This window comes from Bacillus sp. JJ1503, from assembly GCF_036965125.1.
Classification (GTDB): domain Bacteria; phylum Bacillota; class Bacilli; order Bacillales; family Cytobacillaceae; genus Cytobacillus.
In genome coordinates this window covers 23,164-36,593 of sequence record NZ_JBALOZ010000051.1, presented here as the reverse complement: position 1 = coordinate 36,593, position 13,430 = coordinate 23,164, and the positions used below count along the sequence as shown (strand labels likewise).

Here is a 13,430-nt window from a genome sequence, read left to right as displayed (position 1 = left end):
TGGTGGGCTCTTCAAGCATTGCGCATTGATCAGCTTTTGCGTCCCAACCGTGTCATGCAGGCAAGAGTACTCTACATCCTATTATCGATTGCCATTGGGGCGTCCGTAAGTAACTTTTTCCTTGATTATCTTCTATGGTCGAGGCAATTGCCCTTTATTCTTCAAACGGTACTTTAAAAAAAGATTTAACAAAATAGTAGATAATATGGGTCTTCGTACATGTTTTCAATTATCTTATTTTTAAGTACAATTCTATTTGTTGTGCTCTATTTTTGCATGTTTAAAAATTGGCATTAAATAGTTAATCCCAAATTTGACGATTTTGAATAGGATATAAGAAATTGGGCAATATCCTCAATTTTACAATTGCTTCAGTCGCTATGAACGCCACGTTCTGTGGCAGCATCCATGCTAGCAGCTGATAGGCGACTCAAGCTAAATTGTCAAAAAGTGACGACAATTCCCAAGTATGCTCAGCTCCTCCTTGGTAACAATGGTAGTAAGGGGGAGGATGTAAATATGAAATACTTGAAGATAATATTAGCAATTGTTGGTACTTTTGGTTTTATGGTCTTAAACTTTGGGAATAAAACGACTGTGGCCAAAACCGATCTCGATCTTATGAAGCTATCCTCAATTTTACAAGACGAAGATATTTTAATCATTGAATGGTCTTTGCATGCAAGAGAAAATATGGAAAGTCTTCAAAGCGTGGATGAGGTAAAAAGATATACAGATGACCTCAAGAAACAATACCCAAATTGGACTTGGACGAGTAACGATTTGGAAAAACAGTCGGAAACCGTGGCGGTTTTAAATAAAGATTCTCAGACGGAAACGATAAAGATTCTATCGACCCCCACAAAAAATAAAGTTCAAACGTATGTCATTTATGAAGTGAAAGGGAATGGCTGGAAGGCTGAATCTGAAAAAGAGATCAACTTTCTCTTAAATGGCAGAATTTCTGACATTTTCCATGAAAATACCACAATTTTCTCTTGTTTGAAAGGCGAATTCAGTGATAAAATTGATAAGACTTTGCCTAATGAAATAAACCATTTATTAGCTGCCTTTAATGCGAAAAAAATAGAAGGTTTACATGAGGAGAATTTCATATCGGCATCCGCCTATTCGACATTGTTTGATAATGCTATTCAAACAAAAGGCAAGGATATGAATTTGCAAATAGGTATAAGAAATCATGGATTGGGCGGAAAGACTACCCTTGTAGTTGGCACACCCATCCTAACGATTGAATATTAATATAGAGAAATTGGACGCGGAGGGGAATACACTTTGGAAAAAATCATCGTCCGCGGCGGAAATAGGTTAAGCGGTATTGTCAAAGTAGAAGGAGCAAAAAACGCTGTTTTACCGGTTATCGCCGCAACACTATTAGCAAGTGATGGCAAGAGCGTAATTCGTGATGTACCGACACTCTCCGATGTATACACGATCAATGAAGTATTACGCTATTTAAACGCCGAAGTGGAGTTTAATCATAACCAAGTCACTGTTAATGCATCACGAGAATTAAGAGTAGAGGCACCTTTTGAATATGTCCGTAAAATGCGTGCTTCTGTTTTGGTTATGGGATCCTTACTTGCCCGTAATGGCCGTGCGCGTGTAGCATTGCCTGGCGGGTGTGCAATTGGATCTCGCCCGATTGATCAGCATTTAAAAGGCTTTGAGGCAATGGGTGCTACGGTGAAGGTTGGCAATGGATTTATCGAGGCAGAAGCAGCAAATGGCCGCCTGCATGGGGCAAAAATCTATCTTGATTTTCCAAGTGTCGGAGCAACGGAAAATATTATGATGGCTGCAACCCTTGCCAAAGGGACAACGATTTTAGAAAACGTAGCGAAAGAACCGGAAATCGTGGATTTAGCGAATTTCCTCAATAAAATGGGTGCAAAGGTTAGAGGAGCCGGAACCGGTACGATCCGAATTGAAGGTGTTGACCAATTATTCGGAGCGGAGCACCATATCATCCCTGACCGAATTGAAGCTGGTACCTTTATGGTGGCTGCTGCGATTACAGGCGGAAATGTCCTTGTCAAAGGCGCTGTCCCTGAACACTCCACCTCATTAATTGCAAAAATGGAAGAAATGGGCGTTCTTTTTGTTGAAGAAGCAGAAGGCATTCGTGTCATCGGTCCAGAGAAACTAAAGGCAGTTGATATTAAAACAATGCCTCATCCTGGTTTCCCGACTGATATGCAATCCCAAATGATGGCTTTATTACTCCATGCAAACGGTACAAGTGTGATCACGGAGACTGTATTCGAAAATCGCTTCATGCATGTGGAGGAATTCCGCCGTATGAACGCTGATATTAAGATCGAAGGCCGCTCTGTTATTATGAACGGACCATCTAATCTCCAGGGAGCTGAAGTGGCTGCAACGGATTTACGTGCTGCTGCGGCACTCGTTTTATCTGGATTGGTAGCAGATGGCGTAACTCGTGTAACGGAATTGAAGCATTTAGACCGTGGCTATGTGGATTTCCACAACAAGCTGGCTGCCCTTGGTGCCGATATTGAGCGCGTAAAAGAAGTGGACGAAATCGTTGCCCCAGTGGAACGATATGTTTCAGATATGAATGCGTAGTTTTGTGAGATTAAAAAGTCACTTTTTGTGAGTGAATTGTTTAGTAAAAGATAATTTTGAGATGAAGCGCAGAATCCGTTCGTCAGACCTCTGACGAGTGGGGGTTGCGTTTTTTCTTTTTTTAGAAGGTGTTGTGCAGTGATTTGGAAAAAGTGGAAACCAACCCTGCTTAGCTCTCCGAATTCTGATGATATCTCGAAATTATTTTTCCTCCATTGAGCCCCTAAAGAGTTACCAACCTTTAACATTCCAGCCCAAAATTCTTGTCATAATAGCCTGTCCACGACCATAAGATTGAGAAGAGACAGACTTCTAAGGGGTCTAAATCACATATTATGGAGGCATAGTCATGACAAAATTTAAACCTTTCATCGTACTAGGAGCACTGCTTGTTTTCATTACTCTGCTGATTCCTTCTTTATTAGTCCTCCCTTTTAAAGACGATCAGGTGTCCGTAAAGCTCGGGAAGCGGTTAAATAAGGAAGACAGCAAGAAGCATACAGCGGAAACCTCTAAAGAGCCAGCTGTTGAGGTAGCGGTATTTCGAATGAAAAAAAAGCAAGTGGATTCGCTTCCGCTAGAGGATTATGTTGTCGGAGTAGTAGCATCAGAAATGCCAAGGGCTTTTGAAAAAGAGGCGTTAAAGGCTCAAGCCTTAGCAGCAAGAACGTATATTGTGAATCAAATGATGCGAGAAAATAAGTCAGAGCTGCCTGATGGAGCGCTTGTCACGGACACGGTGGAGCATCAGGTTTATAAGGATATGGATGAAATCAGAAAAACATTTGGCCCGGATTTTAAGTGGGCAATCGAAAAAATCACAGAGGCTGTCAAGGAAACGAGTGGGCAAATTATCGTTTACGAAGGCTCACCGATTGACGCCAGCTTCTTTTCAACAAGTAATGGGTATACCGAAAATTCTGAGGCTATTTGGTTAAACGCAGTCCCTTATTTAAAAAGCGTGGAAAGCCCATGGGACTTGGAATCGCCAAAGTTCAGCAACCAAAAAACATTTACCATTTCAGATTTCGAGAATAGGTTAGGAGTCAAGCTTCCTTCCAATAATACGATCGGCACTATAACGGCTAGAACTGCGGGAAAGCGTGTCGGTGAGGTTGAAATTAACGGGAAAGTCTTTTCGGGAAAGGATATTAGGGAAAAGCTCGGACTAAGGTCCACAGACTTCACGTGGAAGCGCCAGGGGGATCAGGTTGTCATTAACACGAGGGGATATGGCCATGGTGTCGGTATGAGCCAATACGGGGCAAATGGGATGGCCTCAGAAGGCAAAACCTACAAAGACATCATCTCCTACTACTATAAAGGCGTAGAAATTGCTAACTCCGAAAACTACCTTACTAAAGTATTAGCCAAAAAATAAATTGGTGCCAGGCACCCTGAAAAGACAATCTGTATGGTTTGTGATTTCAGGGTGTACACGTGAGTAGGCTCAATGTAAGGGATTTGGCTCTTCGTTGAGTAAAAGGCGAACATAGGAAGGTTTAATGTAAGGGTTTTGGCTCTTCGTTGAGTAAAACGCTAACATAGGAAGGGTTAATGTAATGGGTTTGGCTCTATATTGGGAAAAACTCTAACATGGGAAGGCTCAATGTAAGGATTTCAGCCCTTCATCGAGAAAAACGCAAACATATAAAGGTCCAATATAAGGATTTTAACCTTTCGCTTAAGTAAACGTGAACATAGAGTTGCCGATACCAGCAGGCAGCTCTTTTTTATGCCCAAAAGAACACATTTTATCCCAGAAAAAATTTATTTTTAAATAATGAATAATTTCTTTAATTTTGTCGAAAAATAATCCAAAAAAATATTTTTGCGGGGATGTATATAATTCTTCTAATCTGTTCAGAATGATTGCTGAGGTGATGATAAATGAGAGAGGAAGAAAAGAAACGATCTTCTCAAAATTCCAGCTTTAAACGCTTTTTCAAGAAGCGTTGGGTATTCCCAGCGATCTACATTGCAGCAGCAGCAATCATTCTAACCGGGGTTCTTTGGTACCAAAACACGAATAATAATTCAGCGAATCCAGATAGCGTGGATAATAGCGCTACCGATGTACCGGGGAAAAAGTTTAATGAACCAGCAATCGAAGTAAACCGATCTATGGAAAACATCATGATGCCTGTAAAAGATGTCGATGCATCAGTCATTCAAAGACCTTTCTATGACGCAGATGCCAAAGCAGAAGAACAGGAAGCAGCACTTGTCCTATACGAAAACCAATATCACCAAAACACAGGTATCAATATTGGGATGAAGGATGGCGAAACATTTGATGTCGTTGCATCCTTAAGTGGAACGGTTACGAAGATTGAAGAAGATGTGCTGTTGGGAAATGTCATTGAAATTGAACATGACAAAGGAATTGTAACACAGTATCAATCTGTTAAAGAGATCAGTGTCGAGGTTGGCAGTCAGGTTAAGCAAGGCCAAGTGATTGCAAAAGCTGGTGAAAGCATGTTTGATGCGGAAGCGGGTGTCCATGTACACTTCGAAATTCGCAAGGATAACGTTGCACTTAACCCGCATGATTACTTCCAAAAGCCATTAAGCACATTACAGGAGCTTAGTGAGGAAGATGAAACGAAAGCATCTGATGATCAAGATGCTGTAGATGAAGAAGCCTCTGAGGAAGATACAGAAAAAGGTACAAGCGATGATGAGAAAGATTCCGAAGAAGACACGAATAACGAAACAGAACAAAATTCTAAGGATTCTTCAAACGCATAATATAAGCCAAAGCCCTGCCGATTCGGCGGGCTTTTTGGCGTGAATGACCGCTATCCATTTACTGACAGGAAATTTCCTCGATCGACAATTTCTCGGGAAATAACCGGTAAAAGCTCATTTTCCTACAAAAATCCCCTTAGATCTGGGATGAGACTGTGAAGTGAAACCATTCTCCTTGCTTCAAATTTTTTAGAACACTATTCCTTAAAAACTGTCAGTCCATTACCTAAAATACAATATTTTTAGTCAAAATCTCCCGTTAAATACTAAATCTTCAAAAAACTTTCGCAATACCTTGTCCCTAATGTGTTTTTCGTGCATATATCTGCAACCAAGCTAATAGACTGATACAAACCTGACAAAGAGAGTGGTTGAGGTGAGGAGTCGTTTTGCAGATAGTATTGAATGTGCCTTAGGACATGTTTATTCACCGCAAGCTCAGAAAGTAAAAGCTTTCTGCCGTATGGAGAATTCTCCGAATATAGCCGCCATGCGGAACAGAGTATAGATCAAAGCGAAAAGCGAGTCTCATTTCGCACTTCTCACATCCAATTTAGGGAGGGCGAGTGGTGTGCACGATTACATCAAAGAGAGAACTATCAAGATTGGAAAGTATATCGTGGAGACGAGAAAAACAGTTCGCGTTATCGCGAAGGAGTTTGGCGTATCCAAAAGTACAGTCCATAAAGACTTAACAGAAAGACTACCTGAGATTAACCCTGAACTGGCGAATGAAGTGAAGGAAATTCTAGATTACCATAAATCAATCCGACATTTACGCGGGGGAGAAGCTACAAAAATGAAATATAAGAAAGAAGAAATTGAGGGAGAAGTATTAAAGTAAAACAAGAAAATGATTTTGTTGATTATTAGCCTTATGCAACGAAAATAAGATAGGTATGTTAAGGCGGATTGATCCTCAACAATATTTATTAGCAAAGCCAACAAAAAATGCAGTCAGGCGCCAAAAAAAAGGCTCTGGCTGCATTTTTTTCTTTTACGACAAAAATCTTCAAAAACCCACACATATTCTGACAAAAAATTATTTAATTCGCCTTGAGTGTGGTAGAATATAGAATTAGGATAGAACTTGATTCGTATAATCAAAAAGGTCTACAACTAGGTGAGTTAGGTAAGTGGAGTGCTTCATTTTTTCTGGAGCATAAGTTGAAGAATTTTAAATATAGCGAGGTTCGCTTAATATAGCTAAATGCATAAGGCGTGTACTGGGCAGACCTGGCCTGGTGCTTAATTATGTCCATGAGCAGGTGGCGGACAATGCAGGCCAGTAGTCAAGGAGGAAAGATGAGAGAATGTTTGCAAGGGATATTGGAATTGACTTAGGAACGGCTAACGTGCTGATTCACGTGAAGGGCCGCGGAATTGTTTTGAATGAGCCGTCTGTGGTAGCAATTGATAAGAACACGAATAAGGTTTTGGCAGTAGGTGAGGAAGCGCGCAGAATGGTGGGACGGACGCCTGGCAATATCGCAGCTATTCGCCCGCTTAGAGATGGAGTTATAGCGGATTTTGACGTAACAGAAGCTATGCTGAAGCATTTTATTAACAAATTGAATGTGAAAGGCTTTTTATCAAAGCCACGCATTCTAATTTGCTGCCCAACGAACATCACAAGTGTGGAGCAAAAGGCGATTAAAGAAGCGGCAGAAAAGAGTGGCGGTAAGAAGATCTATTTAGAGGAAGAGCCTAAGGTAGCCGCGATTGGCGCCGGTATGGATATCTTCCAGCCAAGCGGAAACATGGTCGTTGACATTGGTGGGGGAACGACAGATGTTGCGGTTTTATCTATGGGTGACATCGTAACCTCTTCTTCGATTAAAATGGCAGGAGATGCCTTCGACAGTGAGATTCTGCAATATATTAAGCGCGAGTACAAGCTATTAATCGGGGAAAGAACCGCTGAGAATATTAAAACAACCATTGGAACCGTATTCCCAGGATCAAAGAGCGAGGAATTGGATATTCGCGGACGCGATATGGTATCAGGCCTTCCAAGAACGATCACAGTTCGTTCAGAAGAAATTGAACGTGCTTTAAGGGAATCTGTAGCGGTCATCGTACAGGCGGCAAAAAGTGTTCTTGAACGGACGCCACCTGAACTATCTGCTGATATTATCGATCGCGGTGTTATTCTAACAGGCGGGGGCGCGCTTCTCCATGGCATCGACACCCTTCTTGCCGAAGAATTGAAAGTACCTGTCTTAATAGCTGAAAACCCAATGGATTGCGTAGCGATTGGAACGGGTATTATGCTAGATAATATTGACAAGCTTCCGAAGCGCAAGCTTGGATAAATTTTAAGTGAAAAATAACAAAATCGAGTATGAAATCATCGAGGTTTTATGCTCGATTTTTTATCTTAGGCTGCTTTAGAAAATGGTAAAATAATAATATCTGCAAAAATTCTTACTTTTTATAATGTTTATTTTGAAGATTTTTTCTATAATAGAAGTAATGCTAATAAATATATTCCGTTTCCAAACGGATGCTTATACATATTTTTCAAAAGTTTTCTAATGAGGTGAACTTATGTTCAGAGGGTTTTATACAGTAGCCTCCGGGATGGTGGCACAGCAGAAAAGAACAGAAATGCTGACGAATAATATGGCGAATGCGAATACACCAGGCTTTAAGGCTGATCAATCTGCCTTGCGTGCGTTTCCGGAAATGCTGTTGCAGCGATTTGACCAGGAAGTGATCCCAACGGAAGACGGGCTTCGTCTGCCTTTCAATCGAAGGATTGGCGCTTTGAATACAGGGGTTTATATGCAGGAAGCGATGCCGGCTTTTTTGCAGGGTGATTTAAAAGAAACAGGCATTAAAACGGACATGGCTTTACTGGATGTGTCTTTGCCTGTTAACGGCAGTGTGTTTTTTACAATAGCGGGTCCAAATGGGGAACAGCAATATACACGAAATGGAAACTTTACTGTGGATGGACAAGGCTTTTTAACAACCGCAAGCGGCCATTTTGTATTGAATGAAGCGGGGAATCGCATTCAGCTGACTAGTGATCGATTTACGCTTAATGAAAATGGTGTGTTGACAGGTGAGGGCGGAGAAACCGCAAGACTGGGAATCGCGTTCGCGGAGGACGCAAACCGCCTTATGAAGCAAGGAGACGGGTTATTTCGAACAGAGGACGGCAATCAGCTTCCGAGTGCTTACAATGCGGCAGGAGTCCAATTTAAGCTTCAGCAAGGGTTTGTAGAGCGTTCTAATGTGGATGTTGGTAGAACGATGACAGAAATGCTATCAGCCTACAGATCGTTTGAGGCGAATCAGAAGGTGCTTCAAGCCTATGACCGGAGTATGGAAAAAGCTGCGAATGAAATAGGTCGTATCGGTTAATTTTTGGGATGCAACTAAATTTTTTCCGGCAAAGGGGGATGAATGATGAATAGAACGATGATTACGGCACAGAATACATTAACCCAGCTGCAAAAACAAATGGATATTGTCAGTCATAATATGGCAAATATCGATACAACGGGCTATAAGCGCAGAGAAGCGAATTTCACGGATTTGCTTTTTCAGCAGTTTAATAATCAGACACTCCCTCAATTAGAGGTCAATCGATTAACACCTAACGGAATTCGTCAAGGAGTTGGGGCCAAGCTTGCTCAATCGCAAATCGTAGGGAGCCAGGGTAGCTTGAAGAATACAGACCGTTCGCTTGATATGGCCATGACTGCAGAGGGCCAGTATTTTAAAGTGCTCGAGCAAGGGGAGAATGGCTCGGCCATCCGCTATACGAGGGACGGCGCCTTTTACTTAACTCCATTATCAGCAAATGAAAACATGCTTGTCACGAGCAATGGCTATCCGGTTTTGGATGAAAACAATAATCCAATTACTGTTAGTAATAATGTGAAGGAATTTACTTTACAGGACGAAGGCCGACTGGTTGCCTCCTTGGAGGATGGCCGTACAAGTGAATTTAATCTTGGTGTCGTTCATATTAAGAAATCGCAATTTCTTGAGCAAAAAGGAGAAAATCTCCTCGGTCTGCCGGAAAATATGGCTGTACTAAATACGCCAGTGGATGATATTTTAACTGATCTTAATGGTCCTTTAAGAAATCAAATTTCCATGCAGCAGCGCGCCTTGGAGCAGTCAAATGTGGATATGTCCAAGGAGATGACCGAGCTCATTAATCTTCAGCGTTCTTATCAATTCCAGTCCAGATCTGTCTCCATCGCTGACCAAATGATGGGGCTCATCAACGGAATTCGTTAAAAGGGGAATAAACATGTCAATCAACAACAATAATCAAGAAGCAGCGAAATCACGTGAACAATTAAAAAAAGAACGCACAACCATGGCGGAAAAGAGACGCAATCGCCGTATTCGGGTGCGCATGATTCCGATTTGGCTGCGGATTATCATTGTTGCTGTTTTAATTACTCTAAGCGGTATAGCAGGAGCAGCCTTCGGGTATGGTGTAATGGGAGGCGGCAATGCAAAAGATATATTCCAGAAGTCTACCTGGACGCATATTGTCGACCTTGTAGAACGAGAATAAAAGGGGCATAGGCCTCTTTTTTTTGGACTTGTGAGGGGGGCTTAGAGGAAATTGGCTGACAAACCAACAAAATAGGCAGACAAATTGCCAGAAATGGCTGGCAACTACAAAATAAACTCCCACCTCACGATTTCAAACTTCCCGTATGCTTCTTTTTTTAGTACAATAAACTATAACCTAATATTAGTAGGAGGTACTAATTATGCTAAATATTGAACAAATTAAAGAAATCATTCCTCACCGCTATCCTTTTTTACTCGTGGATCGTATTCTTGAGGTAGAGGAAGGTCATAAAGCAGTCGGAATTAAAAACGTAACGGCCAATGAGGAGTTTTTCAACGGGCATTTTCCTGATTATCCGGTTATGCCGGGTGTTCTGGTTGTCGAGGCGCTAGCTCAGGTGGGAGCTGTTGCGATGCTGAAAAAAGAAGAAAATCGCGGACGTCTAGCTCTTTTTGCTGGAATTGATAAATGCCGTTTTAAAAGACAAGTGAAGCCAGGTGACCAATTGCGTCTAGAGGTTGAAATGATTCGGTTTAAGGGGCCAATGGGCAAAGGAAAAGCAATTGCGACTGTCGACGGAGAGCTTGTGTGCGAAACTGAAATCATGTTTGCTTTGCAGTAGGTTTTTGTTAAAATTGACGAAATGTTTTCTAAGAAAGCCAGCATATAAATTGCTGGCTTTCTTTTTTTTTATGCAAGTTGCAGACGATTTTGGGAATTATAACAGGAGACCCGTAAAAAAGGTCAACTTAAAAAAACATATTTGAAAGGAGCTTTTTCGAATGAACAAAAAGCTTTTAAACCTAATTGGCGGTTCTGTTCTTGCAGCGTTGCTTTTAGCCGGTTGTGCAACCAATGATCAAGAACCCCCTCCGCCAAACAACAACGACAATAACAATGGGGTCATCAATGATGACAACAATTTAGACAGAAATAATGATTTGAACGACAACAACGGCATGAACGACAACAACAATAATGACAATCTTGACCTTAATGATAATGATAATGATAATGATAATAAGTAGATAATATGTGAAGGGGCAACTCCACGTCAATTTCTTGGCTTGGAGTTGCCCTATTTTAATCACCTTTAGCAGCAGTAATCTGAGGCTTTCCACGGAGAATGGTCTTAAATTCCTTCAATAGCTCATCCCCTGTTAAACCCTGATCAATGAGTTTTTTCAAAACTATTTCCGCATAATCATAATTCGTTTTCTTCAGTTTGCCTTCAAAAAGAATACTTATATGATCAGTCAAAGGTTTAATGGTGACAATCTTGATTTGGAAGGCGGCTGGGCTGTTTTCCTTTTTCGTGATGACAACTTGAACAATGATATCTTCGCCTTGCTTGGACAACTTCTGAAAATAATCATTATACGTATTGTTCACATAGGCCTCTAGCATCCAAGTATTCTGATCGTTCTCTTGATTAATAATTAACCCGTCAATCAGGTCGATATCTACCAATGAATCATCCTCGACAACTTGCAGCGAGATGAGTTTAAACGTCTTCATCCTTTTCCTCCCGTCCGTATGGCTTATTGAAAGTATAACATAGACCTATTTGGTAATCGAATTTGGCAGGAATACAAAAGCATTTTGATTTGTCGAATTTTCTTTAGTAAAATGTCTAATTTTGCATTTTTAAAGCATTTTTCAATTTGGAGTGAACCTTTATACCCATTAAAACTGACTTTTTCCTACAAAAATACCCCTCATAATTCAATTTTTGACTTTTTACTCTAATGCTATTCAGGGGATAAGATAAGAGCATGTTGGAGAGAGGAGAGAAATGAATGATCAATCAAGTAACGTTAGTAGGCAGATTGACCAAGGACCCGGAGATCAAAAGAACACCCGAGGGAACAGCAGTGACCAACGTAACCTTGGCCGTAAACCGTCAGTACCGCAATCAGCAAGGAGAAATAGGGGCGGATTTTGTTCAATGCACCCTATGGAGAAAGACAGCTGAAAATACATCGCGCTATTGCCGTAAGGGCTCTTTAATTGGAATTACCGGCAGGATTCAGACAAGATATTATGACAATCAAGAAGGAATCAGGGTTTATGTAACCGAGGTGTTAGCAGATTCTGTGAGATTTCTCGAACAAAAGCGTTCAGAAGAGGCATATATCCCCGCAGGAATGGAGGCTTAGAATTGAACAAAGAGAGGGAATTAGAAAGCCTAGTTGAGGCATTAATAAGAATGTTGGGCAAATCCAACGAAAGAGTAAACGACTTAACCAATCGGGTCAATCAATTAGAAGTCATCCTCCGCGAGTCATTATTGCCCGTCTATCACCCTGTTCACCAAACTGATCCTAAGGTGATTTCGGAAAAATACCCTTCATGAGTGTTCCTCAGGTTTTCAATTCACCTTTCCCCCTCATAGAGAGAATCAATACATTCCCCATCCCCCACTATTTCCGGCGCATATCGCGCCGGTTTTTGTTTACTTTTGTTTCATTCCTAGTATAAGAAACTGAACTACCCTAATTGTTTGGGCTTTCGTCTTTTCATCAAAATTATATAGCTCCAAGAGTGATTTCTTAATCATATCCAAATCATGATCAATAGGGCCCTTTTTTAAAATATAAGTATCCGATCCAATGTCTCGTTTCTCACTGTTATTAATTTTAGCGAGCTGAAGAAGAGTCTGGTAGTTCGGAATAATTTCCCCCGTTTCACATTTGCTAATGGTAGACCGATGAACATTCAGTGAATTTGCTACTAAACACAGGCATCCAATTTCGCTCATTCCTAAGCTTCCTAAAAACATGTACTCACCGCTTTTCACAAGTTCTTTTTCTTTAAACTTAACGGCAAAATGATTGAAAGGGGATTTGTGTTACTGTTAGTCACGCGTATGAATGAGAAAATTTACAAAAAAGAGTGAAAAAGTAAAATTTTGTAGGTTTATTGGGGATTATTTAAAGGGATTTAGTGAAACCTGTCGAATTTAACTAGGTAAATAGTCCTGATAGTGTGTTAGGGTGGAATAGGAGTGGTTTGATGTGTCATTTAAAAAAGAAAACAAGTTAGCAGCGTCATTTTATTTTTGTAGGGAGCAATTCAGTAAGAAACATCTAAATATTAATTACCAACCCGGTTTTTTTGACGCCCTCAAGTTAATTAACCTCCAAAAACCGAAATCATATCAAAAAGTTCCTCTTAGAAAAAATACAATCCTCCGTTTTTACTACCTAGAAAATAACACTCAACAATCAATCGATTATTTATTTGATTTCAAAAAAGGCTCCATAGAGGTGAGGAAACCCAGAACAATATCCGCCAATTATCGTTACTTATCCTGTTTTTTAATTAAAGAAGGGAACCGTGTATCATATATGGCGTATCGGCCAAATGCATCAAATAAAGTAGCCATAAAAAAACAGCCGCCAAGTCTTGATGGTGATCAGACGATTGGCAGCTAAGGCTGGAGAGGGGATTGGATGTGGACAGGTTTTTGGTTAAATGCGAAAACCTGTCCAGTAAGTTAGGTTACTTGGACAGGTTT

Annotated in this window: 17 protein-coding genes; 15 read left to right on the top strand and 2 right to left on the bottom strand. The window is 40.7% G+C overall.

Going from position 1 to position 13,430, the window contains the following annotated elements:
- From V7149_RS05030 to V7149_RS04975, 12 genes are all read left to right on the top strand, one after another.
- Positions 1-177, top strand: a 177-nt coding sequence (locus V7149_RS05030; RefSeq protein WP_335344558.1) for a DUF1146 family protein, incomplete at its 5' end; no start/stop codon positions are given.
- A 342-nt stretch (positions 178-519) separates the two neighbouring features.
- A complete protein-coding gene (locus V7149_RS05025) occupies positions 520-1,263 on the top strand; it encodes a YwmB family TATA-box binding protein (RefSeq protein WP_335344555.1) in 744 nt (247 codons plus the stop codon).
- Positions 1,264-1,296: 33 nt separating this feature from the next.
- Complete coding sequence (murA, locus tag V7149_RS05020) at positions 1,297-2,610, top strand: UDP-N-acetylglucosamine 1-carboxyvinyltransferase (protein WP_335344554.1); 1,314 nt, start codon at positions 1,297-1,299, stop codon at positions 2,608-2,610.
- 349 nt (positions 2,611-2,959) lie between these two features.
- Positions 2,960-3,991, top strand: a complete 1,032-nt coding sequence (gene spoIID, locus V7149_RS05015; RefSeq protein WP_335344553.1) for a stage II sporulation protein D — start codon at positions 2,960-2,962, stop codon at positions 3,989-3,991.
- A 509-nt stretch (positions 3,992-4,500) separates the two neighbouring features.
- Entirely contained in the window at positions 4,501-5,361 is an 861-nt protein-coding gene (locus V7149_RS05010) for a M23 family metallopeptidase (protein WP_335344552.1), read from the top strand.
- A gap of 571 nt (positions 5,362-5,932) precedes the next feature.
- The gene (spoIIID, locus tag V7149_RS05005) at positions 5,933-6,205 is read left to right on the top strand and encodes a sporulation transcriptional regulator SpoIIID (protein ID WP_335344551.1); all 273 of its coding nucleotides are present in this window, start codon (positions 5,933-5,935) and stop codon (positions 6,203-6,205) included.
- 469 nt (positions 6,206-6,674) lie between these two features.
- Positions 6,675-7,676, top strand: a complete 1,002-nt coding sequence (locus V7149_RS05000; protein WP_335344550.1) for a rod shape-determining protein — start codon at positions 6,675-6,677, stop codon at positions 7,674-7,676.
- 235 nt (positions 7,677-7,911) lie between these two features.
- On the top strand, positions 7,912-8,733 hold the full coding sequence (locus V7149_RS04995; protein ID WP_335344549.1) for a flagellar hook-basal body protein: 822 nt from the start codon (positions 7,912-7,914) through the stop codon (positions 8,731-8,733).
- Positions 8,734-8,778: 45 nt separating this feature from the next.
- Entirely contained in the window at positions 8,779-9,621 is an 843-nt protein-coding gene (locus V7149_RS04990; protein WP_335344557.1) for a flagellar hook-basal body protein, read from the top strand.
- Positions 9,622-9,634: 13 nt separating this feature from the next.
- A complete protein-coding gene (locus V7149_RS04985; protein WP_335344548.1) occupies positions 9,635-9,907 on the top strand; it encodes a DNA-directed RNA polymerase subunit beta in 273 nt (90 codons plus the stop codon).
- A 202-nt stretch (positions 9,908-10,109) separates the two neighbouring features.
- On the top strand, positions 10,110-10,532 hold the full coding sequence (gene fabZ, locus V7149_RS04980) for a 3-hydroxyacyl-ACP dehydratase FabZ (RefSeq protein ID WP_335344547.1): 423 nt from the start codon (positions 10,110-10,112) through the stop codon (positions 10,530-10,532).
- A gap of 160 nt (positions 10,533-10,692) precedes the next feature.
- Complete coding sequence (locus V7149_RS04975; protein WP_335344546.1) at positions 10,693-10,938, top strand: hypothetical protein; 246 nt, start codon at positions 10,693-10,695, stop codon at positions 10,936-10,938.
- 55 nt (positions 10,939-10,993) lie between these two features.
- Here the strand turns inward: V7149_RS04975 and V7149_RS04970 are convergent, their stop codons facing one another.
- Positions 10,994-11,428: a YwpF-like family protein gene (locus V7149_RS04970; protein ID WP_335344545.1), complete on the bottom strand. Its 435-nt coding sequence runs from the start codon at positions 11,426-11,428 to the stop codon at positions 10,994-10,996.
- A 281-nt stretch (positions 11,429-11,709) separates the two neighbouring features.
- Here V7149_RS04970 and ssb point away from each other — a divergent pair, with 281 nt between their 5' ends.
- Together ssb and V7149_RS04960 are read left to right on the top strand one after the other, a co-directional pair.
- Positions 11,710-12,069 carry a single-stranded DNA-binding protein gene (ssb, locus tag V7149_RS04965; RefSeq protein ID WP_335344544.1) on the top strand — a complete coding sequence of 120 codons (360 nt, stop codon included), beginning with the start codon at positions 11,710-11,712 and terminating at the stop codon, positions 12,067-12,069.
- A gap of 2 nt (positions 12,070-12,071) precedes the next feature.
- Positions 12,072-12,266: a hypothetical protein gene (locus tag V7149_RS04960; protein ID WP_335344543.1), complete on the top strand. Its 195-nt coding sequence runs from the start codon at positions 12,072-12,074 to the stop codon at positions 12,264-12,266.
- Positions 12,267-12,365: 99 nt separating this feature from the next.
- Here the strand turns inward: V7149_RS04960 and V7149_RS04955 are convergent, their stop codons facing one another.
- Positions 12,366-12,671 (bottom strand): helix-turn-helix transcriptional regulator, encoded by a 306-nt coding sequence (locus tag V7149_RS04955; protein WP_335344542.1) that lies wholly within the window; start codon positions 12,669-12,671, stop codon positions 12,366-12,368.
- Between the two features lie 256 nt (positions 12,672-12,927).
- On the opposite strand from V7149_RS04955, the gene V7149_RS04950 reads away from it, so the two are divergent.
- On the top strand, positions 12,928-13,347 hold the full coding sequence (locus V7149_RS04950) for a hypothetical protein (protein ID WP_335344541.1): 420 nt from the start codon (positions 12,928-12,930) through the stop codon (positions 13,345-13,347).
- Positions 13,348-13,430 lie beyond the last annotated feature (83 nt).